The following is a 26,329-nucleotide window of genomic DNA, read 5'->3' as shown; positions in this document are numbered from 1 at the left end:
ATTCAACCGCGCCGGTTATCTACGCGAGCGCGGCCTCCAGCCTCAGGCGCTCGCACGGTCCCCGGCAATAGCCCATAAAAGTTCCTCAAAGCTGCGATTCGATCGGCAATAGCCCAAGGAACCAGATCCCCACGCGTTTCAAACCCGACACGCCCGGCTCGTCGCCCTCCGTCTGCGTACCGTCCGCCTTCGTGTCGATCCAGACGATCCGCACCGTGCCGTTTGCGTTGGTGCGCGCTTCGAGCCGCCACGCAATCTGATCGAGCATCGGTTCGACTCCGTTCACCACCTCCGAGGCGAGCGCATCGCTTTCGCAATAGAGTCCGATCTCCGTATTCAGCGTGATCGAGCGCGGATCGAGATTCATCGAGCCGATGAAGATGCTGGACTTGTCGAACACATAGGTCTTGGCATGCAACGAGGCTTTCGACGACCCAAGCATCGACTTCTTTTTATGCCGCGGATCTTCGGACGCCGCGGGCTTCAACTCGTAGAGATGCACGCCCGCCTCGAGCAGGTCCTTGCGATAGCGCTGATATCCGGCGTGAACGGCGGCGACGTCCGTGGCCGCCAGCGAATTGGTGAGGACGGTCACGCGAACGCCGCGGCCGGTCTCCTTGCGCAGCCACGCGACGCCTTCCTTTCCAGGCACGAAGTACGGCGAAATGATGAGCATCTCCTTCTGCGGTTCAATGCTCAGGGTCCTGAACTGCGACAGCAGATGCCCGGTCGGATCTTTCGGTGAGCGCGTGATTTTCGCCGGATCGTCGTAGAGCAGGGTCGCCTTGCCCCAGGACACGTCGATTTCGCGCATGGCGATTATTTCGGCGTAGCGGCGCGTGGCCTGGGTCACGTAGGGCGTGTCGCGTTGCGAAGCGACGAACGCCGCCAGCTTCGCTCGATACGCGGCGAGCGCGCCGGGGTCGGCCGGATGACCCGTCAGCCGCTCGATCGGATACGCCGCGTCCGAGTTCCAGAACTGGTCGAACGCGCTGGAGATGTCGCGGACCACGGCGCCATACGTCAGCACGTCGAGGTCGCCGAACGAGACGTCGCTCGACGCGCCGAAGTACTCGTCGCCGATGTTGCGGCCGCCGACGATCGCAGTTTCGTTGTCGGCGATGATCGACTTGTTGTGCATGCGCCGGTTCACCCGGCTGAATTCCATGGCGGAGCCGAGCATCTTGAAACGGCGGTTCGCGACCGGATTGAACAGCCGTATCCGGATGTTCGGATGGGACGCGATGGCGAGCAGCACCTGGTCGTCCGCGCCGGTGCCGAGATCGTCCAGCAGCACTCTCACTCTGACGCCGCGATCCGCCGCGCGCAGCACCGCGTTCGCCAGATGCCGGCCAGTCAGGTCGTCGTGCCAGATGTAGTACTGCAGATCGAGCGTGCGGTCAGCCGCATCGGCGAGCGCGACGCGGCTGAGCAACGCGTCGACGCCATCGGGGAGCAGATGGAACGCCGTCTGGTCCGGATGCTGGCGCTCCTGAGGCAGGAAGGCTGCGCCAAGACGCGTGCTGTCCGACGGTTCGATCGCATGCGTTTCGACGCGCCCGGTTTGCGGCGGCAGACTCGCGCAAGCCGACAGCAGCGCCAGAAGCAGAACCGCTAGGGCGGCGCGAAACGTTGCCATGGCTAGACCTCCGGGTCCTGGGCTTTATGCTGCGAAATCGGCGGCCATGTCGGCATCGGTACGCGTTTGAAGCTGGCCGTTGCGGCACGCGTCGCGGAATTTCTCGTAGTCCTGCTCGACCTGATCGGCATAAGCGCGTGAATAGCAGACGAGCGCTTCCGCCATTTGGTCGCCAAACCAGTCAGTTGCTTGCGCCTCCGTGCCGCGGCGTAGGCGTGCCGCCGGCTGGTGATATGCCATTTACGAGTGCCACGAGAAAGCGGACTGATAAAAGACGGCGTAACGGACGAGTCCGTTTGCCTGTTCAAACTCTAACTGGTCTATCCGGTTATTTCCATAGTGGCCGCCCCGCGTGCCGCGTCTGTCTTGCGCCGGCTTTCTCAATCCGCGCCGTCGAGCACGTCGTCCCGCCCGAAAGATTGCTGATCGGCAGCTTCCTTGCGGCCGCTTTGCTCACGCGGCAAGCGCGCGCCGATGCCGCCACGTCTCTCTACCGATAACGACAACTATGGCTTCCATCGCACCGACCACCGTGAGCACCGCCTCCAAAGCGCAGAACCGCTGGCTGCTCGTCTTCATCCTCGGCTACCTGGCGCTATTGGCCGATGGCGCCGACGTGATGATGTACGGCTTGACGCTCAAGAATCAAAAACGAATTCGGACTCACCAATGTCGAGTCCGGCGCGTTGGCAAGCTTGACGCTGGTGGGGATGGCGATCGGCGGGATTCTTGGGGGGGCTGGGCGAGCGATCGGCTGGGCCGCGTGCGGGTCGTGGCGTGGGCACTGGCGCTCTTTTCGCTGGGCGCGGGGCTGCTGGGGCTCACCCATAACTTCCTGGAATTCGCGGTGGTGCGGTTTATCAGTTCGCTCTGCCGGTCATCATCTTCTGGCATACACGGGAGAACATTGTTTATCTGATGCTGCTCTTCGGCTTTCAGGTGGTTCGCGGGGTTTTCTCTTTGAGCGGCATCACGGCGCTGTTCGTTCCCGATCGCCTGTATGACACGCAGCGTTAGAAGGCTGCGGCGCGCATAACGGGCGCAACGTTGCACGCCGCGGTTGAGAAGCCGCGTCACGCTCAACTTGATGATCTCTAGCGCGGGATGGGTTAGCGCTCGTTATGGCAAGCGCCAACGCATCTCCAACCTAAATCACGATCACGCAAAGAAAGCGCCTGCCGATGGCGATTACGTCCCCGCAGGGCGAATCGACAGCGCGTTCTTGACCGACTCGACGCCCGCCACACCCTTCGCAATCTCTTCCGCTTTCTGACTGTCGGTCGCTTCGGGCACCGTGCCCTGCAGCGTGATCGCGCCGCCGGCTGAGCGAACAGTGATGTGAGACGCGCTAACACCCATCGCCTTCGACAATGCGTTGCGCACCTTGCGTCCCAGTGAACGGTTGGCGGCGCGGTCTGCCTTGTGCTGACTCTTGGCGCTCTGCGCGCCCGTGTCGGCGGGAGGCGCCGCGTCGCTCGTCTGCGCGTTGGCCTGGAACGAAACCGCCACGAGCAGCGCTGCGCCTGCCAGCTTGATTGCGTGAATTGCGTACATTGCATTTCTCCTTTCATCACCATTCGCGACGGCCCCGGAGGGGACCTTTGCACCGTGTCACTGAGATGTTGCTGGAACTGAATGAAACGTTACCGGTGGTCAGTCAAGGCTTCTGACGCTGCAGCAGGCCTGCGTATCGTAACGCTTGATCAGAACCGGTGACGGATACCAAGCGCCACGATCGCTTGCGAGTTGGTGTTCGACTGGTTGCCGTACGAGCCGATCGAGGCGGTCGCTTCGCCAAGACCGCCGTTGGTGCCGTCGGCGTTGGTGTCGCGCTGATCGCCGCTCGCATGCTGGTAAGCCGCAACGAGATAGAAGTCCGTGCGCTTCGACACCGCGTAGTCGGCGCCAAGCGAAAACTGATTGTACGTCGCGGAGGCGTCGCCGGTTCCCCGCGTGTATGCATAGCCCGCACCTAGCATCGTCGCGGACGTGAGTTGATAGCCGAGGTAGACGCGCCCCACGTTATATTTCTGGGTCGTCAGGAAAGCCGATGCGGCGTCGGGCTTGTATTGCGCATTGCTGTAGCTGAGATTGATCGTGAACAATGCGATCTGATACTGCGCGGAGACCGAAGCGATACCAACCGACTTCGCCGTGCGATACGCGTTGTTGATCGACAGACCGGTCGCTCCGCCGTCGAACATGCCATCCGACGTGCTGGTCCAGCCAGTGCGCAGTACGTCGGATGCCTGATTGTCCATGTGGATGTAGCCCGCGGCGATGTCGAACGATCCCGCGCTGTAGCTCGCGGCAGCCGCCCATGTCTGGCCTGAACCCGTCGCACCCGCGACCCCGCCCAGCGCGTACATGCCTTCGAACTGGAAGCCGGCGAACACCGGCGAGAGGTATTTGATCGAGCTGTTCGTGCGCGAGCTGTTGTCGTTGTTGTCGACGTCGCCCGGGGTGGCAAATGTGCTGCCCCAGTAGCCACCGCCGGTCAGCGGCTGGACCATGTCGACGACCGGGTCGAATTGACGGCCCGCCGTAACGGTACCCCATGAGTCGCCGGTCAGGCCGACGAAGGCCTGACGACCGAACATGCGGCCGCCTTGCCCCAGGCGCCCATTATTGATGTCGAAGCCGTTTTCCAACGTGAAGATCGCTTTCAGGCCGCCGCCCAGATCTTCGGCGCCTCTCAAACCGAAGCGGTTACCTTGAAGATTGCCGCCGAACATGCGCCATAGATTGCCGCCTTCGGGGGTGGCGTTGTGCACGAATTGAATCGACTGATCGAGCAAACCATACAGTGTCACGCTACTTTCGGCGTGAGCGGTGCCGGCGGCCCCAAGTGCCAGAGAGAAAGCAGAAAGCGCAAATCGTTTCATTGTGCCTCCACGCAGTAACTGGTTTGTGTCGGCTGCGACATGGAGAGTAGTTCACAGCCGCCGAATGGGGAAACTGAAAGCGATGACTGTGTGAAAAAAGTAACGGGAAGGGACTGGAATGCAAAATACGACGCAACACTATTGCCAGATTTTACGAGTTGGCGTATTACATCGACACATTTGACTTGAAGAATGATTCCGGATTTTTATAGTTCTGTGCGGACGTTCACTGGCTGACGCGCTGCACAATTGCACTGGCGCAAAATGCCAGTGCAATTGGCCGGCCGCGTACGGTCGTATCGCGCCTTCGTTGAATAACTTAAATAAGACACGCATTACGGATTGCGGGTAGTACCCAGCGTTGATGCTCTATATCGGCGACGAAGGTTCGCAAAAAGATCATTTTCTATCTCCTGCATCGCGATTATCGACAAACGGCGAGTCGGTGTCGCTGCCGCCGGCGCGCAACTCCGTGCGCGCTTCTTCGGCCAATTTTTCATAATGTTTGCGAAACCGGCTCAGGTCTTTTTCCTCGAGTTCTTCGAGATCGAGCAGTGCATTGTGTGCGCCTTCTATGGCGCGAATCAGCTCGTCGAGCTTGATCTGCATCGCGGCCGTATCGCGGTTTTGAGTGTTCTGGATCAGGAATACCATCAGGAATGTGACGATCGTGGTCGACGTATTAATCACGAGTTGCCACGTGTCGCTGTAGTGAAAGAGTGGGCCTGTAATCGCCCACAGAAGCACTAGAGCGGCCGCCAGCACGAAGGTGGAGGGCCTGCCGGTCATTGTGGAAAGGTAGCTGGAGAAGCGCGAAAACCATTTGCCGGTCATGATGATCTCCTGTATTGAGGGCGATGTTCGGGACGATCTTGCGCCGGTATGGCGCGGCATTTTCCACTAGTTTGCGATGGCAGTCAGTCTGCGTGCTGCTACGCACGAGATGTGCCTTGCATATTTCGGGCCCGGTGGTTTCTTACGCATATAACGGGTGCTCGTTAGTCGCGGTTGTAGAATGAGTGATGGCGCGGTGAGCGCAGGGCGGCACATTCCGGACAATGCCCGGGGGCGATGTCCTTTGCCGCGCAACGGGCCTTCCGCGTGAACTGGCCGCGAGCCGCAATGCATCGCTCGTCAGGATCTGCGCGGCATGGCCGCGACCCGCATGCCTCGTCACAACCCGATGCCCCGACGTGAACAAGCCCGCACCACTTACCCTTGACGCCCTTCTCGCCGATGTGCGTGCCTGTCGTGTCTGCCAGCACGATTTGCCGCTGGGTCCGCGGCCCATCGTGCGCGCCACGGTCGACTCCCGCATTCTGATTGTCGGCCAGGCGCCCGGTGCGAAAGTTCATACCTCAGGCATTCCCTGGAACGACGCCAGCGGTGAGCGCCTGCGTAGGTGGCTCGGCGTCGATGCCGCGTCGTTTTATGACGAGACGCGGTTCGCCATCATTCCGATGGGTTTCTGCTATCCCGGGCGAGGAAGTAGCGGCGACAAGCCGCCGCGCCGCGAATGCGCGCAGTTGTGGCTGGATAGCCTGCTGGAGAGGTTGAATAAAATCGAGCTGACGTTGTTGATCGGCCAATACGCGCAACGTCATTTTCTCGGTCAACGCCGCAAGCCTTCGCTAACGGAAACAGTGAGGGCATGGGCGGACTATGCACCGGCTTTCATTCCGTTGCCTCATCCGTCGCCGCGCAATCAGGCGTGGTTCAAGCATCATCCGTGGTTCGACAACGAAGTGGTGCCGATGCTTCGTACAAGGGTGGCAGCGCTCACGGCTGAAGCAAATCAGGTGATATAAGCCTTATAGAACATTCTGTTGAGCGGAGATGCAAATGCCGCATGCGAGCACCAGGAATCTGAAGATTGTCATCCAGCGCGCCTATGAAGATCCGGGCCCGGCGGACGGTTATCGTGTTCTCGTCGACCGGGTATGGCCGCGCGGACGCAGCAAGGGGACGCTCAAACTGAACCAGTGGGCGCGTGAACTCGCCCCGAGTTCGGCGTTGCGCGAATGGTTCGGGCATGATCCGAAACGATGGAGCGTCTTTCAGCAACGCTATCGCGACGAACTTGGCAGTGACGAGATGTGCGAGCGGATGCGGCAACTTCTAAGCGATTCTGCTGGTCAGCAAATCACGCTCGTCTATGGCGCCAAAGATGAGAAACATAATCAGGCGATTGTTTTGCGGGACGTGCTTTTGCAACTGCACGACAAGTAAGCTCGACGTTTCAGTGGCGAGCGCCGACGGAAATAGATGGCGGTTCCATTCGCGGCGAAAAAGACAAGACGCGGAGCAGGTGTTCGAATCGGGTTATTCGGAATTAAAACCGGCGCGGGTGCATCCGCGCCGATCGTGGAGGACGCGCCGACCGGAGCGCGTTCTCATTTCTCCATCGAATCATCGAATCATCGACTCAGCGGCTAAGAACGATCTGTGCAATCACGCCGGTTGCGACGGCGGCAAGGACATAGTCCCCGTTGATACCCATCCAGCGATAGCCGCGCGGCGGCGCCTGGAGGTTATGTTCATGCCAGTTGTCGATGACGTACTGGCGGTCGCGGTAATCGGACGGCAGATGATCGCCGCGATGCCATCCGCGCGGGCCACCGTGATCGTCAAAACGGTCGTTGTCTGCGTGCGGAGGTTGCCGGTCGGGACCCGGACGATGGTCCGGTCCGCCATGATTGGCGTTGTCGAAGTGTCGGGTGTTTTGTTGTTGACCGGCATACGGACCGTGATTATCGGGGCCGCCTCGCGAGTTGTTTTGTGCGAACGCGCCGGACGAAACGCCCGTGGCTGCGCAGAGCGTGAGGATAACGAATTGCTTTGCTTTCATAGGAGGTAGTGTGCTGGTTTATTGACCGGATTGAAGATGCGCGGCTGAAGCGAGAGTCGAGCAGTGTATCGATTCCGTCGCCCCGCAGGAGTAAATAATTGTTAATTGCGCCGTGCCGACGGCAACAGTGTTGACGACAAACAGACGTTGGCCGCATGTTCATGCGGCGAGTGACCGAACATTGATGCGCGAATTACTGGTATCGGTCGGCCCAGCGCCGATCATCCGCAACGAAGCTCACCAATTCGACGCGCCGATTCGGTTGCAGACAGTGCACGAGGCCGGGCCCCGATGGACGAGTGCACTGGACGATCGGATCCTGCGCGCCCAAACCAACGGCACTGATCTTTGCTGCGGGAACGCCTTGAGCGACCAGCGCCGACTTGACAGCGTTCGCGCGTTGCTGCGAAAGATTCATGTTGTAGCTATCCGAGCCCAATCTGTCCGTGTATCCGCGAACCTCGACGTGGCTCGCACGGCTGCTGCGCAGACGAGCCGCGATCTGGGCGAGATCGGAACGCCCGGACGCGCTGATGTCGCCGACATTGCCCCGGTCGAACGGAAACAGCGCGTCAGCCGAGAGACGTTCCACGCGCGGCGCAGGCGCCATCGATGCACGCTCGATTCGACCCGGGTATCCATGGCGCACGTGCAAGTCCGCCGCAGTCCAACTGCCGGGTATCCACGCGTATCTGCCATGTTCCCATTGCCAGTAGCCTTGCTGCCACTCGAAGCCGGGCCGTGGCGCGGGTGCTTGCTCGTAGCGTGGCGGAGGCGCGGGAACGAGCACGACCTGGGCGAATGCGGCGGGCGCAATTGCGCCAAAGAGCAATACGGGGGCGAGGAATCGAATCACGCTTTGCCGACGCGATATCGATGTCAGCGAAAGGGGCGTTTGTTTTGCGCGTTCAGATGAGGTCCTGTTTGTCATGTGCGTATTTCAGTGATTGGATGAAGGGGCTCGTGTCGTATGACCTTCTCTGCACTGTACGGCTATTGGATATGACAAGCCTTGTCGGAGTGTAACGAGAGATGTGTCTCGTAATGATCGCGTGGTGGTCGCGTAGTCCCTCGATGAGTTTCGCGCACTGCACGCGCAAATGCTCGCCGAGAGCGTCGTGATGAGAACCGACGTGTTCAAGCATGAGCGCGGCTCGCGATTTTTCTGTGAAGTGCCCGGCGGGGTGCTCGTTGAGATCAATACCCGAGCGGATGCCGATGAAAAGTATCGCGGTACATTCGACCTGTGACGGCGTCGCGGCAGAAGCGGAGTTGACTATGCTAAGGCATCCGGAATATCGGCGCGGCGCTATGCCTTGTTGAACAGACTCAATAGACGGGACGTGGATTTCGCTGCCAGAACGAGCAATGCGCCGATGGCTGGCCAGCGTGCGCGATCGCTTCGTGGGGCACTTTGCAAAGGTTGTCGCTTTGGAGCCACCACTCGTGGCCGAATAACTCTTATGGGATTGGCTTGCCAAAGACTGACGAAGATGTTCCGAGAAACGGAAAAAGTTACCCACACCGAGCATTCAGGATGCTCCGCTCCTGCCAACGAAGTGCCTTGGCGTTGCTTCGTCGAGACTCCGCGCAGCCGCTGTGGAATGGAATCTCGCGCTCCCTACAGTCCAGGCTCGCCGATCTCATCTAGAGGGGGCATGAGCGACGCAATGATCTCTGAAGCCGACCTCGGACTGTGTCGCGGAAGTCCCCAACGAGCCCACTCCCGTTTGTTTGACAGATCCAGTCAGCGCGACCTGAATTCGAACAATACACCGCACCTGGATCTTGCCCTTGCTTGCTACACTACGAATAAATAAGCCGCCGGCATTAATACAGCGCGGCTCATTGAAATGCCAACGACGCAACTTCGCAAAACACAGGACGAGCACTGACATGACGCTTTCGAAAAGAAAATTTGGTCGTACCGGTTGGAATGTTTCGGAAATCGGTTTTGGGGCATGGGCGATTGGCGGCTCGTGGGGCGGTGTCGCCGAAGATGACGCCAAGGCCGCGCTAAACGCCGCGCTCGATAGCGGTGTGACTTTCATCGATACGGCGGACGTCTACGGCGACGGCCGGTCGGAACGGATCATCCGTGACGTGTTGCGGCAACGCGGCGGCGAACGGCCCATCGTGGCCACCAAGCTCGGCCGCCGGCTCGACCCGCATGTGACGGGTGGCTATACGAATAAGCGTGAACTCGAGGGTTTCATCGACCGGAGCCTGTCGAACCTGGGCGTCGATACGCTCGACCTCGTGCAATTGCATTGTCCGCCGACGGAGGTCTACTACCATCCCGAGGTGTTCGCCGCGATGGATGACTTTGTGGCTGCCGGCAAGATCCGCTTCTATGGTGTGTCGGTCGAGAAGGTCGAGGAAGCGTTGAAGGCGATCGAGTATCCCAATGTGGTGTCGGTGCAGATCATCTACAACATGTTCCGGCAACGCCCAGCCGAACTGTTTTTCAGGCAGGCGCAAAAGAAGAACGTTGCGGTCATCGCGCGAGTGCCTCTGGCGAGCGGCATGCTGACGGGCAAGCTGTCCGCGGATTCTGTTTTCCCGCCGGATGACCATCGTGCTTTCAATCGCCATGGTGAGGCGTTCGACGTCGGTGAAACGTTCTCCGGCGTGCCTTATGACATCGCGTTGAAAGCGGTCGACGAGCTGCGCGGACTTGTACCGGCGGACGCATCGATGGCGCAACTGGCGCTTCGCTGGATTCTCATGGAAGAGGCCGTTTCCGTCATCATCCCAGGCAGTAAGAACGCGGCCCAGGCGGCGTCGAACGTTTCCGCTGCGAACCTCGCGCCGCTGTCCGGTGAGGCAATGCAACGTGTGCGTGAAGTCTATGAGCGCTATATAGCGCCTGAGGTCCACCAGCGCTGGTAAGAAGACTCGAACCTGTGGGTGGGCGCCGCGCAGTAAGAGGAGGCGGCGCTCCGACTGCTTGCCGGCTGCTGTGCGACGAGCGACAGTCGCCCATGCGCGTGTGCGGAGAGGCATTCAGACGCGTGCATGGGAGAGTCGCGGACTTTGTCATTACTGAGTAATTTCATAGCCCCGCGTGCACCAACCCGCCAGCAGTGCGGGAACAACGATATTGCCCGTGAGTGCGGAATTGAAAATGTTTTGTTAAGTACGCGCGGCACAGCGTTTGCTGCACTCCTGATCAAGCAGGCGGTGACCGTCTGCGTCTCTATTCCATTTCGATCAAGGAGGGACGGATCATGAGAAAGGCAAGCAGCGCAGTACTCGCGGCCGTCGCCGCACTCGCCCTGTCGGGCGGCGTTTATGCACAGACCGCCGGCGGTCCGAGCGGCAGCGGCTCGGCAGGCAGCACGGCTGGCCCGGCGAACCAGACAAACCAGGTGAACCCCATGAACGGTGCAACGGGCGGCTACGGCACGCCAAGCGCCACCAACTCAGACAGTGGCATGGCCGCCAGGTCGCCGAACTCGGGCCTGCCGAGTGGCACGAACAGCAACTCGACGTCCAGCGCTCCAAAGACCAACAATACGCTGGCGACCCCGAGCGTCGTGTCGCCTGCCGCTGGCAAGTAACAGCGGGTAAAGATGACAATCAGCCGCGAATATGCGCAAAGTGAGCAAGTACTTCAAGCGCATGGGAGCCGGAATCATTGCGACCGGCGCCCAGCTTCGTGGCTGGCAGGCACTAGTCATTGCGTTCCATCTGCATGGTCACAGAGCGCGAGGGATAGTAAGAACTGAAAATCCGGATCTATAACCGATGCCGGAATATCGCAGATTGGTTCACCCTGAAAATCAGCGAAAGATGGGTCCAACTGACTAGCCGGTAGCCCTGCTGCTCAAGATAGTTATAGGTCGCTGATTCTATGACGTCTCTTATTGAGCGTGATGATGATTCGATGACAATGATTTTTGGCTTGTATTTGCACAGATCAAGCGATTTCAATACATGATAATCGTGGCCTTCCGCGTCGATCGACAACAAATCAATCTCGTGGTCCGAATAACGACTATGTCCCAGGACATCGTCCAGCGTCGTAGTTTCGACACTACGAATCGATGTCGGAGCCATAGCTCCGGCAGCGGCTACGTCTGGGTCGAGCGTGGAAGTCAGTCCATATTTGGAAAAATTGTAGATCTGTTTGACGGCCTTTTCATTGGAAATTGCCGCGCACACATTAATATCGGAAGCCCGGGCAAGCTTGAATGCTTCGATTTTGACAGGATCCATATCGATATTGATGCCTCGCCATCCGCGTTTATATAGCGCGTATGTGTTCGAAAATTTTATCGGGTGATAGGCACCCACATCGACATAAACACCCTTGCCACATGTCGGGCTGATTATCTCGCGCAGTACGGCGTCTTCACCAAACTGTGAATAATACAGGCGCGCCCCTCTGGTCAGCCAGGTTTTACGCACGAGCCAGAGGAAGTGGCCAAAATTCTTCAACGAATTCATAATAATTCTCGCCTTGAATATCTTCACGATTTCGCAAGGCTACTCAATATCAATCGACTTGCAAGGACATTATCAAGAATCGTATCGATGAGCCGCAACCCCTGCTGTCAATGCGACGAGACGAACTTTGACTCTGGAAAGGCTGGAGGCAGCGCGAAGCTTTCGCGAAGACGTTTCGTCTCTGCAACCGGCGTGCGGCCAAAAAGTCGCTTGAATTCCCGATTGAATTGCGAGGGGCTGGCATAGCCGACAGCATGACATGCCGTCTCAGCCGTCATGCCTTGGCGCACCATTAGCAAGCGAGCCTCATGCAATCGGGTGGATTTCACGTACTGCATCGGCGACGTACTCGTGATGGCCTTGAAGTGGCTATGGAACGTAGGCACGCTCATCCCGGCCTGCTTGGCGAGACCAGGAAGGTCGAGCGGTTCTGCATAGGTCGCATGGATACGCTCCAGCGCTTTGCCGATCTTGCCGAATTGCCCTTGCATCGCTAAAGCCGCGCGCATGGCGTTGCCTTGCGCGCCGGTGAGAACTCGGAAGTACAGTTCACGCACCAGTCCCGGGCCAAGGATCGCGGCTTCAAGTGGCTGGTTCATTGCCTCCAGGAAGCGCAGTACGGACGCTCGCATCGACGCATCCATTGGACTGGACATCATGGTTTGCGGCACGTCGCCCGAGGCCGGCAAGCCATGTTGATCTATCTGGATCATGAGTTCGGCCGCCACCTGAAAGTCCAGATGCAGGTACAGGGCCAGAAGGGGACACTCGGGCGTCGCGTCGGTCTCCATCGTGAAAGGGACCGGCACCGCGACGGCGAGATAGTGCTGTTCGTCGTACACATAAACCTGGTCACCCAAAAATCCCCGCTTCCTGCCCTGGCAGACGATCACGATGCCGGGATCGTATAGCACCGGTGTGCGCGACAGCGCCCGGTCCGACCGCAGGATACGCACATCGCGCAACGCAGTCAGGTTGTAGCCTTCCTGCGGGGCCAGCGCGGTCAGCAGGGTTACCATCCGGCGTTGTTCACGTGCGCTGGCCGAGGAAACAGATCGGCTAATGCTCTTCTTGGGGGTCGCCTTGCTCATAGAAATAGGCAATAAAAGTAGAGAATTTGGTCTGAGTTTCAAAGAATTATCAGAATAACATGCAACCTTCCAAACCAGTCCAGGGAGTGTTAGCAATGTCATCAACCAGAACCATGCTCATCACGGGTGTCAGTAGCGGTTTCGGACGTGCGCTGGCGCAGGAAGCGCTCGCCGCAGGGTATCGGGTCGTTGGCACGGTACGCAGCGAGCAGGCAAAGCAGAGCTTCGAGGCGCTTAACGCCGCAAGCGCGTTCGGCCGGATGCTTGACGTAACCGACTTCGATTCAATTGGAGATGTCGTCAACGAAATCGAGGCAAACGTGGGGCCACTAGACGTGCTGGTGAACAACGCCGGTTACGGCCATGAAGGCGTCATGGAAGAGTCGTCGCTAGTTGAAATGCGTCGGCAGTTCGACGTCAACGTGTTCGGCGCGGTTGCCGTCATGAAGAGCGTGTTGCCGTTTATGCGTGAGCGACGACGCGGTCATATTCTCAACATCACATCGATGGGCGGCTTTATCACCATGCCGGGCATCGCCTATTACTGCGGCAGTAAATTCGCATTGGAGGGGATTTCCGAGGTCCTCAGTAAAGAAGTCAAACCGTTCGGCATCCGCGTGACCGCAGTGGCACCTGGTTCTTTCCGTACTGAATGGGCGGGTCGATCGATGGTGCGAACGCCGCGCTCGATCCCGGACTACGATTCCCTGTTCGATCCGATCAGAAAGGGACGCGAAGAGAAAAGCGGCAGGCAACTCGGAGACCCCGCGAAAGCTGCACGTGCCATATTGTCCGTTATCGAGAGTGACGAGCCGCCATCGCATCTTCTGCTGGGAAGTGACGCACTCGGTTTAGTCCGGGAAAAGCTCTCGTCGCTCAGTGCAGAATTCGACGCGTGGGAAAGCATCACCAGATCGACCGACGGATGAGCACGCGTGACGTGTGAGAGGCGCCGGCGGATTGGAGTCCATAGAAGGAGAAGTCTGTGCCATCGCGGGCGCGATGCTTGCTGTGCCAAACAGAATGTTCAGCACGGCCACAGTAGAATTTTTTCATGACGGCTCCTCCCAGGAGGTTGTGCAGTTCCTTACTGATCCTAGACTTTATTTGCTGTTCTTCCACCCGAGTGACTTTCCTACGCGGTACGGGGTTGCAGGTCAGCGGTGATTACGGATGTACAAACCACACCGCCGCCTGCAAGAATAGGAGGGAAGACAACAGCGCGCCATGATCCGCGCCCGGCGCCCCCGCGATCCGAGCCAAAAGGAGGAGAACGTCCATGAGCAGGCTTGCCAGATCCCCAGCAGGCACACGGGGCGTGCGGCAGTGGCTGACGGCCGCGATGCTGGCGGTGTTCTGCTGCCTGTGCCAGAGCGCCTTCGCGCAAGCGGCCGACCGCGCGGCGAGCCTGCGTGAGAAATACGAAAGTCTGACGCAGCAGCTCGCACACAATCAGTTTCAGCGACCGCTGTACCTCGAATCGCAGGAGTTGCCTTCGGCACTCAAGGGCGAGATTTACGGTGTGCTCGACCATCCTTTCGCGACGCTCAACGCGACGCTCAACGACCCGGCTCAGGGTCCGGCCAACTGGTGCGACGTGCTGATCCTGCACCTCAACACGAAGTACTGCCATGCATCGACGGGCGCCAACGGGACGGTCCTCGCGGTGAACATCGGCAAGAAAACGGCGGAGTCGCTTTCCTCGTCCTACCGCGTGCAATTCAATTATCGCTCGGCAGCGAGCAGTCCCGATTATCTTCGCGTCGAGCTCAGTGCCGCTACGGGTCCGCTGAGCACGAAAGACTATCGTATCGTGCTGGAGGCGATACCCGTGGGCGATAGCCGGACCTTCATCCACCTGACCTACGCCTACGGTTACGGCACGGCGGGACGGCTTGCGATGAAAACCTATCTGGCGACGATCGGCAGCGACAAGGTCGGCTTTTCCGCCGCGCCCGACTCGTCGGCGGGCGAGACGCGCTACATCGGCGGCGTGCGCGGTCTGGTGGAGCGCAATACCATGCGTTATTACCTCGCCATCGATGCCTATCTGGATGCGCTTTCCAGCCCGCCCAACGCGCGCCTCGACAAGCGCCTGGCCGACTGGTTCGATGCGACCGAACAGTATCCGCGGCAATTGCACGAAGTCAGCCGCACTGACTACATGCAAATGAAGCACGACGAGTATCAACGTCAGCAGACCGCCCAGTAGGCCGCGCTGCACGCGCACCGCTTTGTGTTCCGAAAAGTGTATTCATGGCGAGAGTCGCGCGGACCGCGGGAGGGGATCATGACCGGTAGCCAGCTGACAATCTATGCAACCGACCAGCGGCAACGGATCAGGCACATGTCGATCGTCGAATGGATTCTCGATGAGGCGAGGCGCGTAGGCATCCAGGGCGCGACGGTCGTCGAAGTTGCCGAAAGCGTCGACGCGAAGGGCAAGTACCACGCGGCCCGCTTTTTCGAGCTCGCAGAACAGTCGGTCGCCGTGACGATCATTGCCGCCGATGCCTACATCGATGCGCTGCTCGCGAAACTCGACGACGGCGGCGTGCGCCTCTTCTACACGCGCGCGCCGGTCGAGTACAACGCGCTCGGAACGGACGGAGCGAGTTGATGGACTTCAGCACCATCCCCGCCAGAGACGACATCCCGCTCGAAGCCGGCGCGATCGAGCCGGTGTAGTGGCACGCGCACAAGCAACACGGCATCCTGCGAATGGCGCAATGCAACATGCAACGATGCGTGGTCGATGCACTAAAATGACTGATGGACTCCGTTGGTCATGAACCGACCAGTCCTGCCTCGCCGCAACGGCCATGCGGCGGCCCGGAGCCGAGTATGGCGGAGGAAGATATGAACGGTTACCAACTGACGTTCTATACGGAACAGAACCGCCATCACGGCCACCGCACGGTGTGCGAATGGCTTCTTCACGAAGCGAAGCAGCTCGGCATTCACGGCGCGACCGTCATCAATTGCGCGGAAGGCACGGGCCATGCGGGTGCGCATCATGCTGCCCATATGCTCAAGCTCGCAGACCAGCCCCTGCAGATCATCCTCGCTGTCACCGAAGATGAGGCGCAGCGCATGCTCGACACCGTCAAGACCGGGCGAGTGCACGTGTTCTATACGCGCTCGCCCATCGAGTTCGGGGTGCTGGGTGAAAAAGCGCAACCTGGCGAGCAGCGTCACTTCTCACTATTCGGATGCAAGCCGCGTTAAGCGGCTCCTGTCGCCCAGACCGGATCGCAATGAGACACCTGAAGTCCGTCGACAGCTGTCGTCGCGCAAGGTAGACGAGCCCTGACTTTCCGTTAAACGTTTCGGCATGACTGGTGCTGCGCGAGGACGTGTCGTGACGTATTCGGAACTTTTCGCTCGACGGTCTGACTGGCTTCGACTGAGCGGCAAGACGGTTGCGGTGGTCGGAACGGGCAAGATTGGTTGCGTGTTCGCGAAGATCATGCTCGGCTTCGGCTGCAGGGTGATTGATTTCGATGCGTATCCCTCGGCGGAATTCGAGGCGCTCGGTCTGAGCCATGCAAAGCTGGGCGAGATTGGGGAGGATGCCGACATCATTTCACTGCATTGTCCGCTCACCCGGAGTAAATTGTGTTTGCACCAGATATCGCCGCTGCAGTGGTCGTCGCAGTGATGGCCGGCGTTGCGTTTGGTTTGTTCGACGACGCGGCCGCCACAGTTCGCTAACCAGTCACCTCGACTCTGGAGAACCTCATGACAGATATCGCACTTGCACGCAAAGATGCCTGCCTCGCAGTGGTTGACGCGGTATTGACGGACCTGATTGACGACAGCAATCTGATCGACGCGGCTCTACGGGTTGCGGACTACGACGCAGATGATCTCGAAGGCAAGATCACCGAGACGGATGCCGTACTACTTGCTGTCGCGGCGCTCACCAAAATCAATCGCGCGATTCGTGAGTGGTCCGACGTGGACGGCAACTCGATGGACGCGATGAGAGTCGCGGACTTTGTCATCGATGAACAAGTGAACGGGTACGACCGCGCAACCAATCCGCATAAAACGACTTCGTCCGCGGCAAGAATCCAGGCGCGAGAGGCTGCAGTGATTCGGCCAGTAGGGTCCCCGGCACGGCCCGTTCACCACTGACGCGCAAGCCTTGCCGATGTGGGCAGGCGTTTCGCGGCTGGAAACCTGGGGGGATGTGACCCGGCGACCTAGTACTTTATTTAGTATTTGCAGCACGAAATTGCGCGATAGCGGTGATGGATGGTCGAATGTTTAAAGAATTATCACGCGGCGAAACGAGTGCGGCTGAGGGCAACAGAACAAACAAGGGGAGAAACCGGGAGGCGAAAAGGGCGGATACCTGACGGGACACTTTCATTTTCCGGATTCTATTGGATAACCTCGTCACGCCATTTCCCGAGTCTATCGCCGATTTCTTCATGTCCATCGGGCAGCGACAAAGCCCCCCCGACACTGGGGAATGCCTGGGCTTGAGCCCCCGATCGGCAGCGTCGTAAAATCGTGGCACATCGGTTACGGGGCCCAGCAATGTGTCTGGCTTCTCTTTGCGATTTCATTCATGTAAGCGGGGGGCGCCCGGCGCTCTGGCCGTCGGCCCGTCGCATTGAGGCACCCGGCCGTAGTGGAATTGTCGTCCGATTCGCGCCGTGACCCCGCTGATTTCCGTCAAAAGGCTCAACAAGAGCTTCCCCGGCGTGAGGGCGCTTCACGAAGTCCAGTTCGAGCTCATGGCGGGGGAAGTCCATGCGCTGATGGGCGAGAACGGCGCCGGCAAGTCGACGCTGATGAAAATACTCGCAGGCGTCTACACCCGCGATTCGGGTGAAATCCTCTATGACGGCCAGCCGGTCGAGTTCCAGAGCCCGCGCGATGCGCAGGCCGTGGGCGTCGGCATCATTCATCAGGAACTGCAACTGATGAATCACCTGAGCGTCGCGCAGAACATGTTCGTCGGCCGCGAGCCGCGCGGGCGTCTCGGCCTGTTTCTCGACGAAGACAAGCTCAATGCGCAGGCGCGCGACATTCTTGCCCGCATGCATGTGAATCTCGACCCTCGCGCCTTGGTCGGCGCCCTCACGGTCGCCCGGCAGCAGATGGTCGAGATCGCCAAGGCCTTGTCCTTCGATTCGCGTGTCCTGATCATGGACGAGCCCACCTCGGCGCTCAACGACGCCGAGATTGCCGAACTGTTTCGCATCATCCGCGAGCTGAAGAGCCGGGGCGTCGGCATCATCTACATTTCGCACAAGATGGATGAGTTGAAGCAGATCGCCGATCGCGTCACCGTGATGCGCGACGGCGAATACGTGGCCACCGTCGCCGCCCAGGACACCAGCGTCGAAGCGATTATCGGCATGATGGTCGGGCGCACCTTGACCGATATCGAACCGTCGCACAGTACCGGGGAGAAGGGCGAGCTCGCACTCGAAGTCAAAAACCTCAATGCCGGTCCGTTGGTCAGGGACGTGAGCTTCACGCTGCGCAAGGGCGAGATTTTAGGCTTTGCCGGATTGATGGGCGCGGGCCGCACCGAAGTCGCCCGCGCGGTGTTCGGCGCCGATCCGATCGAATCCGGCGAGATCGTCGTGAAAGGCGCCAGGGCAATCATCCGTAGTCCACGCGACGCGGTGAAGCGCGGCATCGGCTATCTGTCGGAAGACCGCAAGCGCTTCGGCCTCGCGACCGGCATGGATGTCGAATCGAACATCGTCATGTCGAATTTGAGCAAATTTCTGACGTTCAACTTTTTTCTGCGGCGCGCGCAGATACGCAAGACTGCCAGCCATTTCATCAATCTGCTTGCGATACGCACGCCCTCCGCGGCGCAGGAAGTGCGGCTGCTGTCGGGCGGCAACCAGCAGAAGATCGTGATTGCGAAATGGCTGGAGCGCGACTGCGACGTGCTCTTTTTCGACGAGCCGACACGGGGTATCGACGTCGGCGCGAAGAATGAAATCTACAAGCTGCTGCGTGCGCTCGCCAGCGAAGGCAAGGCGGTCGTGATGATCTCGTCGGAGCTGCCGGAAATCTTGCGCATGAGCGACCGCGTCATCGTGATGTGCGAGGGCCGCATTACCGGCGAGCTCTCCGCTGCGGAGGCTACGCAGGAGCGCATCATGCATCTGGCGACACAGCGCGAAACCCTGAAAACGGCGGCATGAACCGCCAGAGGCCCCTATGACATTGCCATCGGACACATCGGCGCTCGCAAGAGAAGGACGTTATTCCGGCCTGCGCGCCCGCGTCTTTTCGCCGACCGCGCTGCAGAAGCTGCTCGCGTTCGCGAGTCTGATCCTGATGCTGGTTTTCTTCAGCTTCGCTTCGCCGGCGTTCATGCAGACGGACAACATGCTCGGCATTCTGCAGGCGACGGCGGTCAACGGCGTGCTGGCGATTGCCTGCACGTTCGTGATCATCACGGGCGGCATCGATTTGTCGGTCGGCACGTTGATGACTTTCACGGCGGTCATCTGCGGCGTATTTCTCTCCTACTGGCATCTGCCGATGTGGGTCGGCGTCCTCGCCGCGATCTTCACCGGCGCAATCTGCGGCACCGTTTCGGGGACGCTCACGGCGAAAATGAAAATCCCGCCGTTCATCGCGACGTTGGGCATGATGATGCTGTTAAAAGGCCTCTCGCTCGTCGTCTCGGCCGACAAGCCGATCTATTTCAGCGACACCGAAAACTTCTACCGCATCTCGCAGGATTCGTTCATCGGCTATTTGCTGCCGAGCCTGCCCATTCCGAACGCGGTGCTGATCCTGTTTTTTCTTGCGATCGCCAGTTCGATCACGCTCAATCGCACGGCGCTTGGCCGCTACACGTTTGCGCTTGGCAGCAATGAAGAAGCGGTGCGTCTTTCCGGCGTGAACGTCGATCGCTGGAAGATCGCCATTTATGGGCTGAGCGGAGCGATCTGCGGCATTGCGGGGTTGCTCATCGCGTCGCGCCTGAATTCGGCGCAGCCGGCGCTCGGCCAGGGCTATGAACTCGAAGCGATCGCCGCGGTGGTGATCGGCGGCACGTCGCTGAGCGGCGGCTCGGGCACGATTCTCGGCACGATCATCGGGGCATTCATCATGAGCGTGCTGACCAACGGCCTGCGCATCATGTCGGTCGCTCAGGAATGGCAGATCGTCGTGACAGGCCTCATCATCATTCTCGCGGTCTATGCCGACATCCTGCGTCGCAGGAAGAGCTGACGCTGAGCCGGACAATTTCAAAGAAGGGAAGCGCAAAAATGCTTCCTCAGCGGCTGAAGGTTGATGGTCCACCTTAGGAGGAGAAATTCCATGTTGAATCGAAGAATATTCGGTGTCGTGGTCGGCCTGGGCACTTTGCTTGGCGGGGCGAATATCGCGTATGCGGATGACGTCTATATCCCGCTTATTTCGAAGGGCTTCCAGCATCAGTTCTGGCAGGCCGTCAAATCGGGCGCCGAGCAATCGGCGAAGGAGCACAAAGTCAGGATCACGTTCGAGGGCCCGGAAACCGAAGCGATGGTGGACAAGCAGATCGACATGCTCTCGGCGGCGCTCGCGAAGAAGCCGCAGGCGCTCGGCATCGCCGCGCTCGACAGCAAGGCGGCCATTCCGCTGCTCAAGCGCGCGCAGGCCGCGAAAATACCGGTGATCGCGTTCGACTCCGGCGTAGACAGCGACATTCCGCTGACCACCTGCGCGACGGACAACGTGGCCGCCGCCGCGCTCGCCGCCGACAAGATGGCCGAGGCGATCGGCAATGCCGGTGAAGTCGGCGTGATCGTGCACGACCAGACCAGCCGCACGGGTGTCGATCGGCGCGACGGTTTCCTGAATCAGATGAAAAAGCATCCGAACGTCAAGATCGTCTCCGTGCAGTATGGCGGCGGCGACCATTTGAAGTCGGCGGAAATCGCCAAGGCGATGATTCAGGCCAATCCGAATCTGAAGGGCATTTTCGGCGCGAATGAAGGCTCGGCGGAAGGCGCGGCGATTGGCATCAAGGAAGCGGGCAAGAAGCTCGTGCTGATCGGCTTCGACTCCGGCAAGGAGCAGAAAGCGAACATCACCTCGGGCCTGATGCTCGGCGCGATCACACAGAATCCGGTCGGCATCGGCAAGTGCACGGTCGACTCCGCGGTGAAGGCGCTCAAGGGCGAGAAGCTGCCGCCGAAGATCGATACGGGCTTCTTCTGGTACGACAAGACCAATATGAGCGATCCGAAGATCGCCGCCGTGCTCTACGATTGAGCGCGGTGCGTTGATGCCGCCGATGCGCGATGAGCGGGGAAGGGCGTGCCGCCCTTCTTTCCCTATGGCCTCCGTGGCCCGCGCATCGCGCGCGAAAGACCGTACGTTGAACTTGCACCGCACCCATCCGTGCCGCTTGCGCTCATAGAAGGTGTATGGGCGAAGCCGATCGCAGTGACCCAGGAGCGTGTTGAGATGACGACGATCACCAAGCTGTCCGTGCGGGACATCCGCTTTCCGACCTCGCGTTCACTCGACGGCTCCGATGCGATGAACGCCGCGCCGGACTACTCCGCGACCTACGTGACGCTCGAAACGGATTCGCCGGCCTCGCTCACCGGCCATGGCCTCACGTTCACGATCGGACGCGGCAACGAAATCTGCGTGAGCGCGGTACAGGCACTGGCGCCGCTGATCGTCGGCAAAACGCTCGAAAATATCGCCGCGAACATGGGCGCGTTCTGGCGTGAGCTGACCTCCGATAGCCAATTGCGCTGGATCGGCCCGGACAAGGGCGCGATTCACCTCGCGACGGCAGCTGTCGTGAACGCGACTTGGGACCTCTGGGCAAAAGCGGAAGGCAAGCCGGTGTGGAAGCTGCTCGTCGACATGAGTCCGGAAGAACTCGTACGCTGCCTCGATTTCCGCTATGTGACCGATGCGATCACGCCGCAGGAAGCCATCGCGATGTTGCATCGTCATGTGAAAACGCGCGGCGAACGCGAAAAGGACATGCGCGCGCACGGCTATCCCGCCTACACGACGTCGGCCGGCTGGCTCGGCTACGACGACGACAAGATTCGCCGGCTCGCGCGTGAAGGCGTCGCGCAGGGTTGGACGCATTTCAAGCAGAAGGTGGGCGGCAACCTCGAAGAAGACATGCGCCGGGCCCGCATTCTGCGCGAAGAAATCGGCGAGAACCGCAAACTGATGATGGACGCGAATCAGGTGTGGGACGTCGATGAAGCGATCTCGAACATGCGGCGGCTCGCGCAATTCGATCCGTGGTGGATCGAGGAGCCCACGAGTCCCGACGACATTCTCGGGCACGCGGCGATCCGCCGGCGGTTAAAGCCGATGATCGGCGTGGCGACCGGCGAACACTGCCATAACCGCGTGATGTTCAAGCAACTGCTGCAGGCGCAGGCCATCGACTTCTGCCAGGTGGACAGCTGCCGCCTTGGCGGTCTGAACGAAGTGATCGTCGTGCTACTGATGGCGGCGAAATTCGGGGTGCCGGTGTGTCCGCACGCGGGCGGCGTCGGTTTGTGCGAGTACGTCCAGCATATTTCGCTGTTCGACTATATCTGCGTGTCGGCGTCGCTGGAAAACCGGGTGCTCGAATACGTGGATCACCTGCACGAGCATTTCGTCGATCCCGTCGTGATCCGCAACGGCCGCTACATGCCGCCGGAACGGCCCGGCTACAGCATCGAGATGCACGCGGCGTCGCTCGATCAGCATGATTTTCCTGCGGGAGCGGCCTGGCAGGCGTGACGGCGAACGCATAGGGTGGTGAGTTTTGACTCGCGTCTGATTCACTGGACCCGGTCGCTTCAGTCTTGCCGGACGGCCCCGTGTCCTCTCAGTGTCGGCGGCTCCGCATTTCGCCATCATGCTCATGGAGCGACGCCGCGAGGGCGGCCATATAGCCCGACAAGTTGGAATCCGCAGGATTTTCAACTATGGTCAATGAGTTCATGCTCTCGCGCCGAGGGCAGTGATCCCGCGCCTCACGCCGGGAGAACGCAGAGTGTTCATGTGACGCCGAGGGCTGTCAAAGCAGACCGCCCCTCGGCATGCCAACACATCGATGACTACCGAGGTGAAGCTCATGTCCAGAATGAAGGCTGTACAAGTGGAAACAGCAGGCGGCCCATTGAAGCTTGTCGAGCTGGATGTTCGTGAACCGGCCGAGGGCCAGGTCCGCATCAAGGTTCAGGCGTGCGGAATTTGCCACAGTGATTCGTTGACCAAGGAGGGCCAGTGGCCGGGTCTCCAATTTCCACGGGTTCCAGGCCATGAAATAGCCGGCGTGATAGATGCCGTCGGAAGCGGCGTGGACGGATGGCGCGTCGGGCAGCGGGTCGGCGTGGGTTGGCATGGCGGCCATTGCGGCCGATGCACCCGTTGCCGCCAGGGCGACTTCGTCCTGTGCGAAAAAGCGCAGGTGCCGGGCATCAGCTACGACGGCGGTTATGCCGAATTCGTCGTAGCGCCGGTGGAAGCACTCGCCAGCATTCCGGACGACCTGTCCGATGCGGATGCCGCGCCGTTGCTCTGCGCGGGCATTACGACTTTCAATGCATTGCGCAATAGCGGCGCGCGGGCCGGCGATGTGGTCGCCATTCTCGGTATCGGCGGGCTGGGACATCTCGGCGTGCAGTTCGCCCGGAAGATGGGCTTCAACACGGTGGCCATCGCTCGCGGACAGGACAAGGCCGCGTTGGCGAAAGAACTCGGGGCGCACCACTACATCGACAGCACGACGCAGAGCATTCCGGAAAAGCTCAACGAACTCGGCGGCGCGAAGGTCATTCTCGCGACGGTCACGAGCGGAAAAGCAATGAGCGCGGCGATCGGCGGGCTGGGGCTGAACGGCAAGATGATCATGGTCGGCATTTCGGAGGAGCCCGTCGAGGTTCCCGTCGCCCAGTTCATCATGGGCCGCAATTCGGTTCAGGGTTGGCCCTCGGGCACGTCCGCCGACTCGCAGGATACGCTCGCTTTCAGCGCGCTCTCCGGCGTCAAGCCGATGATCGAGGAATTTCCGCTCGAACGTGCGGCCGAAGCGTATGACCGGATGATGAGCGGCGCGGCGCGCTTCAGGGTGGTGCTGAAGGTCGCTTGATATCCGGGGTGTTGCGTTAGGCTCATGCCACACCTGCCCTGCGATGCGAGCAGGGCGGGCGTGAGCGAACGCTGTTCCGCCTTCCCCTCACGCCGCGACCGGATCGCTGCCCTTGATCCGGTAGAGGAGGAACGTCTGCCGCGTCTCGAATCCGAGGCGCTCGTACAAGGTGATCGCCGGGTGGTTGTCGTCGAATACATGCAGGAACGGAATGTCCCCGCGTTGCCTGATTTCCCGACGCAGGATGTTCATGAGGCGAGCGGCGAGACCCTTGCCGCGATATTCGTCATCCACGCAAACCGCGCTTATCTCGATGTAGCCATCGAGCCGCATGCGTTCGCCCGCCATCGCAATCAGACGGCCGCCGTCGCGAATCCCGATGTACTGGCCCATCTGATGGGTTCGTTTGCCGAATGGACCGGGCTTGGTCTTTTGAGCCAGCTCGAGCATGTCCGCGGCATCGAGGTCGGTGAGGCGGATCACCTGATCGTCGGTGCCGGCGCCCGGATCGCCAGTCGCCACCATCTGACGCACGACGCCGATGCGCTCGGATCGCACGGCCTCCATGTGCGGCAAAGGGGCGAGGCTCAACAGGGCCACCTGTTCCGGCGACGGCAGCAGCGCGCCGAGTTCCTGAAAAGCCGCTTCGGTTTCGCTTTCGACGCCTGCAAACGGCGCGATATCAGGGTGGTAGCGGCAAGCGGGCCGGTTGCCCTCGCGCAGATGCGCCTGTTTGGTCGTCAGGGCGGACCAGACGGGGTTGTCGAGGATAAGTTGCGTTGGGCGATTCATGTCTATCCTTATGCTTGTGCGACCAGGCTGCGGTGCCCTCAGGCGGCGTTCATGAGCATGCGGGTACCAAGCGCCATCCCTTTCATGGTTTTCCGCCTGCGATAAGCGCGCGTGACGTTCGGGTTGACGCCCCTGTAGACGGGAAGCGGCCTCTGCATAAGTGTCGTAAATGACAAAGTTGGCGTCATTTACGCCATTAAACCCGACAGTCTTCGTCTTCGGCGGCGTATGCGATGCCGCGCTTTGCGTCAGCTCACACGTTCACACCGCGACTCAGTGGGCGATGTGCAGCAGCCCGGCACCGGCCACCCACTGCAGCGCAGTTCCCATTTGCGAAAATACCTGTATGAATGTACAGTGTCTTGCGCAGAGTGTCGAGACGGCGACTCAGCTTTTTTCGGGGGACAACGAATGGACATGCGTGTGCGGATGCCGGTTGGCCATCCAATGCCGGAGATAGCTGCGTTCGTTGCCGAGATGAAATCCGCGTTTGGCGATCGGGAGATCGACGAAGCGATTCGTCGCGGGAAAGCCGGCGAGCAGACGTTTTATGCCAGCGAAAACGGGCACTCGGTGGGAACGCCCACGGCGGCCGCAACGAATAACTGGCTGGTGGACCGGGCGGTGCGCGACCGGCATTACTGTGATGGGTGTGATGGCTCGTGCATTGGTGCCGCGAAGTCGTGCCATCCTTAATCGCACGCAAACTGACGGAGAAGACATGTTTCGATTGCTCGGTGCCGGTGTACTTCTGCTGACTATCGCGTCGACCGTAACAGCGGGCGAGCGTTACGTGGAAATCTGGAATCCGCCTGAGGCGCGTATGGGTGGTGCGGGCGCTGTCGCCGGCAAGTGCTCGCCGAAATCTCGCAGTGCCGCCAGCTCCCGCCGCAACGCGACAAAGCTTCTGCCGCGGCGCGTGGCTGATCCGATGCCGCGAACCGCGCCGTCCAAACGCACGCCCGTGGTCACGGTCAAGAAGCCGGCCGCCCCGCCTTCCCTCGACATACCCAGACTGATTACGCCGGAAGGCAACGTGCTGCGCGTCTGAAGCGGCTGCGGCTGTCATCGCTGATTAAAGATCACGCGCGGCGTAGCTGCTGCAATTGGCTGCACGTGGTTGAAAAGCCCACTCCACGTCGCCGCGTTGCGGTAACCTGGTGAATGAAGCGACCGCTCGTCAATGCAGAGACCGAAAGTGGAACCTGAAATCTACAAGGGCTATTCCGTCTGGGGCCATGCCATTCTTCAGGATGGCGGATATGCGGCGGGCGGCACTATCATGCGCGCAGGCAAGCTGGTCGAAGGTTCAGGCGTGCTCGGCACATTTGAAACCGACGAGGGAGCGCGCCTCGCTGGGCTCGAGTGGTGCCGGGCATGGATCGATAGCCATGGTTGAACGGGTTTTGCAAACTGCGTTACACCGCCTTGCCCGCTCAAGGTGACTTTGGCTGGCGCCGCTGGCATTGCCGCTGAATATTGCTGGCGAGCAATATGGACGGCAATTCATGTATACCG

At 60.1% G+C, this 26,329-nt stretch carries 29 protein-coding genes and 2 pseudogenes; 20 read left to right on the top strand and 11 right to left on the bottom strand.

Features of this window, described 5'->3' with window-relative positions:
- Positions 1–85: 85 nt before the first annotated feature.
- The 3 genes from B0G69_RS34160 to B0G69_RS42865 form a co-directional block, all read right to left on the bottom strand.
- Positions 86–1,639, bottom strand: a complete 1,554-nt coding sequence (locus B0G69_RS34160) for a phospholipase D family protein (protein ID WP_121324537.1) — start codon at positions 1,637–1,639, stop codon at positions 86–88.
- 24 nt (positions 1,640–1,663) lie between these two features.
- Positions 1,664–1,804, bottom strand: coding sequence for a hypothetical protein (locus B0G69_RS34155; protein WP_199731459.1), 141 nt, complete (start codon positions 1,802–1,804; stop codon positions 1,664–1,666).
- Positions 1,805–2,019: 215 nt separating this feature from the next.
- On the bottom strand, positions 2,020–2,145 hold the full coding sequence (locus tag B0G69_RS42865; RefSeq protein ID WP_277873601.1) for a hypothetical protein: 126 nt from the start codon (positions 2,143–2,145) through the stop codon (positions 2,020–2,022).
- Between the two features lie 2 nt (positions 2,146–2,147).
- Here B0G69_RS42865 and B0G69_RS34150 point away from each other — a divergent pair.
- Positions 2,148–2,510, top strand: a pseudogene (locus B0G69_RS34150) (MFS transporter); the annotation flags it as partial.
- Positions 2,511–2,827: 317 nt separating this feature from the next.
- Here the strand turns inward: B0G69_RS34150 and B0G69_RS34145 are convergent.
- The 3 genes from B0G69_RS34145 to B0G69_RS34135 form a co-directional block, all read right to left on the bottom strand.
- Complete coding sequence (locus tag B0G69_RS34145) at positions 2,828–3,193, bottom strand: BON domain-containing protein (protein WP_121324536.1); 366 nt, start codon at positions 3,191–3,193, stop codon at positions 2,828–2,830.
- Between the two features lie 149 nt (positions 3,194–3,342).
- Entirely contained in the window at positions 3,343–4,524 is a 1,182-nt protein-coding gene (locus B0G69_RS34140) for a porin (protein WP_121324535.1), read from the bottom strand.
- A 399-nt stretch (positions 4,525–4,923) separates the two neighbouring features.
- Positions 4,924–5,358: a low affinity iron permease family protein gene (locus tag B0G69_RS34135; RefSeq protein WP_121324534.1), complete on the bottom strand. Its 435-nt coding sequence runs from the start codon at positions 5,356–5,358 to the stop codon at positions 4,924–4,926.
- A gap of 359 nt (positions 5,359–5,717) precedes the next feature.
- Between B0G69_RS34135 and B0G69_RS34130 the strand changes: the two genes are divergently transcribed.
- Both B0G69_RS34130 and B0G69_RS34125 read left to right on the top strand, forming a co-directional pair.
- Entirely contained in the window at positions 5,718–6,332 is a 615-nt protein-coding gene (locus B0G69_RS34130; RefSeq protein WP_241991610.1) for a uracil-DNA glycosylase family protein, read from the top strand.
- Between the two features lie 34 nt (positions 6,333–6,366).
- Positions 6,367–6,753 (top strand): DUF488 family protein, encoded by a 387-nt coding sequence (locus B0G69_RS34125; protein ID WP_121324532.1) that lies wholly within the window; start codon positions 6,367–6,369, stop codon positions 6,751–6,753.
- 196 nt (positions 6,754–6,949) lie between these two features.
- Here the strand turns inward: B0G69_RS34125 and B0G69_RS34120 are convergent, their stop codons facing one another.
- Together B0G69_RS34120 and B0G69_RS42335 are read right to left on the bottom strand one after the other, a co-directional pair.
- Positions 6,950–7,372, bottom strand: coding sequence for an RcnB family protein (locus B0G69_RS34120; protein WP_121324531.1), 423 nt, complete (start codon positions 7,370–7,372; stop codon positions 6,950–6,952).
- 193 nt (positions 7,373–7,565) lie between these two features.
- On the bottom strand, positions 7,566–7,982 hold the full coding sequence (locus tag B0G69_RS42335) for an OmpA family protein (RefSeq protein WP_241991609.1): 417 nt from the start codon (positions 7,980–7,982) through the stop codon (positions 7,566–7,568).
- Positions 7,983–8,472: 490 nt separating this feature from the next.
- Here B0G69_RS42335 and B0G69_RS34110 point away from each other — a divergent pair, with 490 nt between their 5' ends.
- The 3 genes from B0G69_RS34110 to B0G69_RS34100 all read left to right on the top strand — a co-directional run bounded on the left by B0G69_RS34110 (position 8,473) and on the right by B0G69_RS34100 (position 10,935).
- Entirely contained in the window at positions 8,473–8,622 is a 150-nt protein-coding gene (locus B0G69_RS34110) for a hypothetical protein (RefSeq protein WP_199731458.1), read from the top strand.
- A gap of 646 nt (positions 8,623–9,268) precedes the next feature.
- Positions 9,269–10,264, top strand: coding sequence for an aldo/keto reductase (locus B0G69_RS34105; RefSeq protein WP_121324529.1), 996 nt, complete (start codon positions 9,269–9,271; stop codon positions 10,262–10,264).
- 338 nt (positions 10,265–10,602) lie between these two features.
- Complete coding sequence (locus B0G69_RS34100; protein ID WP_121324528.1) at positions 10,603–10,935, top strand: hypothetical protein; 333 nt, start codon at positions 10,603–10,605, stop codon at positions 10,933–10,935.
- Between the two features lie 178 nt (positions 10,936–11,113).
- On the opposite strand, the gene B0G69_RS34095 is transcribed toward B0G69_RS34100, so the two are convergent.
- A complete protein-coding gene (locus tag B0G69_RS34095; RefSeq protein WP_121324527.1) occupies positions 11,114–11,824 on the bottom strand; it encodes an FkbM family methyltransferase in 711 nt (236 codons plus the stop codon).
- Positions 11,825–11,931: 107 nt separating this feature from the next.
- Entirely contained in the window at positions 11,932–12,843 is a 912-nt protein-coding gene (locus B0G69_RS34090; protein ID WP_121324526.1) for an AraC family transcriptional regulator, read from the bottom strand.
- A gap of 167 nt (positions 12,844–13,010) precedes the next feature.
- On the opposite strand from B0G69_RS34090, the gene B0G69_RS34085 reads away from it, so the two are divergent.
- From B0G69_RS34085 to B0G69_RS34035, 11 genes and pseudogenes are all read left to right on the top strand, one after another.
- Positions 13,011–13,844, top strand: coding sequence for an oxidoreductase (locus B0G69_RS34085; RefSeq protein WP_121324525.1), 834 nt, complete (start codon positions 13,011–13,013; stop codon positions 13,842–13,844).
- Positions 13,845–14,194: 350 nt separating this feature from the next.
- Positions 14,195–15,127, top strand: coding sequence for a hypothetical protein (locus B0G69_RS34080; RefSeq protein WP_121324524.1), 933 nt, complete (start codon positions 14,195–14,197; stop codon positions 15,125–15,127).
- A 78-nt stretch (positions 15,128–15,205) separates the two neighbouring features.
- The gene (locus B0G69_RS34075; protein WP_121324523.1) at positions 15,206–15,535 is read left to right on the top strand and encodes a DUF190 domain-containing protein; all 330 of its coding nucleotides are present in this window, start codon (positions 15,206–15,208) and stop codon (positions 15,533–15,535) included.
- 239 nt (positions 15,536–15,774) lie between these two features.
- The gene (locus tag B0G69_RS34070; RefSeq protein ID WP_121325090.1) at positions 15,775–16,143 is read left to right on the top strand and encodes a DUF190 domain-containing protein; all 369 of its coding nucleotides are present in this window, start codon (positions 15,775–15,777) and stop codon (positions 16,141–16,143) included.
- 146 nt (positions 16,144–16,289) lie between these two features.
- A pseudogene (locus tag B0G69_RS34065) lies at positions 16,290–16,522 on the top strand (NAD(P)-dependent oxidoreductase); the annotation flags it as partial.
- A 134-nt stretch (positions 16,523–16,656) separates the two neighbouring features.
- Complete coding sequence (locus tag B0G69_RS34060; RefSeq protein WP_121324522.1) at positions 16,657–17,055, top strand: hypothetical protein; 399 nt, start codon at positions 16,657–16,659, stop codon at positions 17,053–17,055.
- 527 nt (positions 17,056–17,582) lie between these two features.
- Positions 17,583–19,097: a sugar ABC transporter ATP-binding protein gene (locus B0G69_RS34055; RefSeq protein ID WP_121324521.1), complete on the top strand. Its 1,515-nt coding sequence runs from the start codon at positions 17,583–17,585 to the stop codon at positions 19,095–19,097.
- A 16-nt stretch (positions 19,098–19,113) separates the two neighbouring features.
- Positions 19,114–20,139, top strand: coding sequence for an ABC transporter permease (locus tag B0G69_RS34050; protein ID WP_121324520.1), 1,026 nt, complete (start codon positions 19,114–19,116; stop codon positions 20,137–20,139).
- A gap of 90 nt (positions 20,140–20,229) precedes the next feature.
- On the top strand, positions 20,230–21,168 hold the full coding sequence (locus tag B0G69_RS34045) for an ABC transporter substrate-binding protein (protein WP_121324519.1): 939 nt from the start codon (positions 20,230–20,232) through the stop codon (positions 21,166–21,168).
- A 195-nt stretch (positions 21,169–21,363) separates the two neighbouring features.
- Complete coding sequence (locus B0G69_RS34040; protein WP_121324518.1) at positions 21,364–22,665, top strand: L-fuconate dehydratase; 1,302 nt, start codon at positions 21,364–21,366, stop codon at positions 22,663–22,665.
- 337 nt (positions 22,666–23,002) lie between these two features.
- Entirely contained in the window at positions 23,003–24,019 is a 1,017-nt protein-coding gene (locus tag B0G69_RS34035) for an alcohol dehydrogenase (RefSeq protein ID WP_121324517.1), read from the top strand.
- Positions 24,020–24,106: 87 nt separating this feature from the next.
- On the opposite strand, the gene B0G69_RS34030 is transcribed toward B0G69_RS34035, so the two are convergent.
- Positions 24,107–24,811, bottom strand: coding sequence for a GNAT family N-acetyltransferase (locus tag B0G69_RS34030; RefSeq protein WP_121324516.1), 705 nt, complete (start codon positions 24,809–24,811; stop codon positions 24,107–24,109).
- Between the two features lie 411 nt (positions 24,812–25,222).
- Here B0G69_RS34030 and B0G69_RS34025 point away from each other — a divergent pair, with 411 nt between their 5' ends.
- From B0G69_RS34025 to B0G69_RS34015, 3 genes are all read left to right on the top strand, one after another.
- Entirely contained in the window at positions 25,223–25,507 is a 285-nt protein-coding gene (locus tag B0G69_RS34025; RefSeq protein WP_121324515.1) for a hypothetical protein, read from the top strand.
- 25 nt (positions 25,508–25,532) lie between these two features.
- On the top strand, positions 25,533–25,862 hold the full coding sequence (locus B0G69_RS34020) for a hypothetical protein (protein ID WP_121324514.1): 330 nt from the start codon (positions 25,533–25,535) through the stop codon (positions 25,860–25,862).
- A gap of 147 nt (positions 25,863–26,009) precedes the next feature.
- On the top strand, positions 26,010–26,210 hold the full coding sequence (locus B0G69_RS34015; RefSeq protein WP_121325089.1) for a hypothetical protein: 201 nt from the start codon (positions 26,010–26,012) through the stop codon (positions 26,208–26,210).
- Positions 26,211–26,329 lie beyond the last annotated feature (119 nt).

Origin of the sequence: Paraburkholderia sp. RAU2J (assembly GCF_003634845.1) — a bacterium.
GTDB classification, from domain to species: Bacteria; Pseudomonadota; Gammaproteobacteria; order Burkholderiales; family Burkholderiaceae; genus Paraburkholderia; species Paraburkholderia fynbosensis.
Note: the sequence above shows the minus strand (reverse complement) of the source record. Positions and strands in the feature narration are given on the sequence as shown.

Bases quoted from the DNA above. Each gene is read 5' to 3' on its own strand.
- B0G69_RS34160 (WP_121324537.1), bottom strand. From the start codon at position 1,639: ATGGCAACGTTTCGCGCCGCCCTAGCGGTTCTGCTTCTGGCGCTGCTG.
- B0G69_RS34155 (WP_199731459.1), bottom strand. From the start codon at position 1,804: ATGGCGGAAGCGCTCGTCTGCTATTCACGCGCTTATGCCGATCAGGTC.
- B0G69_RS34145 (WP_121324536.1), bottom strand. From the start codon at position 3,193: ATGTACGCAATTCACGCAATCAAGCTGGCAGGCGCAGCGCTGCTCGTG.
- B0G69_RS34140 (WP_121324535.1), bottom strand. From the start codon at position 4,524: ATGAAACGATTTGCGCTTTCTGCTTTCTCTCTGGCACTTGGGGCCGCC.
- B0G69_RS34135 (WP_121324534.1), bottom strand. From the start codon at position 5,358: ATGACCGGCAAATGGTTTTCGCGCTTCTCCAGCTACCTTTCCACAATG.
- B0G69_RS34125 (WP_121324532.1), top strand. From the start codon at position 6,367: ATGCCGCATGCGAGCACCAGGAATCTGAAGATTGTCATCCAGCGCGCC.
- B0G69_RS34120 (WP_121324531.1), bottom strand. From the start codon at position 7,372: ATGAAAGCAAAGCAATTCGTTATCCTCACGCTCTGCGCAGCCACGGGC.
- B0G69_RS42335 (WP_241991609.1), bottom strand. From the start codon at position 7,982: ATGGCGCCTGCGCCGCGCGTGGAACGTCTCTCGGCTGACGCGCTGTTT.
- B0G69_RS34110 (WP_199731458.1), top strand. From the start codon at position 8,473: ATGCTCGCCGAGAGCGTCGTGATGAGAACCGACGTGTTCAAGCATGAG.
- B0G69_RS34105 (WP_121324529.1), top strand. From the start codon at position 9,269: ATGACGCTTTCGAAAAGAAAATTTGGTCGTACCGGTTGGAATGTTTCG.
- B0G69_RS34100 (WP_121324528.1), top strand. From the start codon at position 10,603: ATGAGAAAGGCAAGCAGCGCAGTACTCGCGGCCGTCGCCGCACTCGCC.
- B0G69_RS34095 (WP_121324527.1), bottom strand. From the start codon at position 11,824: ATGAATTCGTTGAAGAATTTTGGCCACTTCCTCTGGCTCGTGCGTAAA.
- B0G69_RS34090 (WP_121324526.1), bottom strand. From the start codon at position 12,843: ATGGTAACCCTGCTGACCGCGCTGGCCCCGCAGGAAGGCTACAACCTG.
- B0G69_RS34085 (WP_121324525.1), top strand. From the start codon at position 13,011: ATGTCATCAACCAGAACCATGCTCATCACGGGTGTCAGTAGCGGTTTC.
- B0G69_RS34080 (WP_121324524.1), top strand. From the start codon at position 14,195: ATGAGCAGGCTTGCCAGATCCCCAGCAGGCACACGGGGCGTGCGGCAG.
- B0G69_RS34075 (WP_121324523.1), top strand. From the start codon at position 15,206: ATGACCGGTAGCCAGCTGACAATCTATGCAACCGACCAGCGGCAACGG.
- B0G69_RS34070 (WP_121325090.1), top strand. From the start codon at position 15,775: ATGAACGGTTACCAACTGACGTTCTATACGGAACAGAACCGCCATCAC.
- B0G69_RS34060 (WP_121324522.1), top strand. From the start codon at position 16,657: ATGACAGATATCGCACTTGCACGCAAAGATGCCTGCCTCGCAGTGGTT.
- B0G69_RS34050 (WP_121324520.1), top strand. From the start codon at position 19,114: ATGACATTGCCATCGGACACATCGGCGCTCGCAAGAGAAGGACGTTAT.
- B0G69_RS34045 (WP_121324519.1), top strand. From the start codon at position 20,230: ATGTTGAATCGAAGAATATTCGGTGTCGTGGTCGGCCTGGGCACTTTG.
- B0G69_RS34040 (WP_121324518.1), top strand. From the start codon at position 21,364: ATGACGACGATCACCAAGCTGTCCGTGCGGGACATCCGCTTTCCGACC.
- B0G69_RS34035 (WP_121324517.1), top strand. From the start codon at position 23,003: ATGTCCAGAATGAAGGCTGTACAAGTGGAAACAGCAGGCGGCCCATTG.
- B0G69_RS34030 (WP_121324516.1), bottom strand. From the start codon at position 24,811: ATGAATCGCCCAACGCAACTTATCCTCGACAACCCCGTCTGGTCCGCC.
- B0G69_RS34025 (WP_121324515.1), top strand. From the start codon at position 25,223: ATGGACATGCGTGTGCGGATGCCGGTTGGCCATCCAATGCCGGAGATA.
- B0G69_RS34020 (WP_121324514.1), top strand. From the start codon at position 25,533: ATGTTTCGATTGCTCGGTGCCGGTGTACTTCTGCTGACTATCGCGTCG.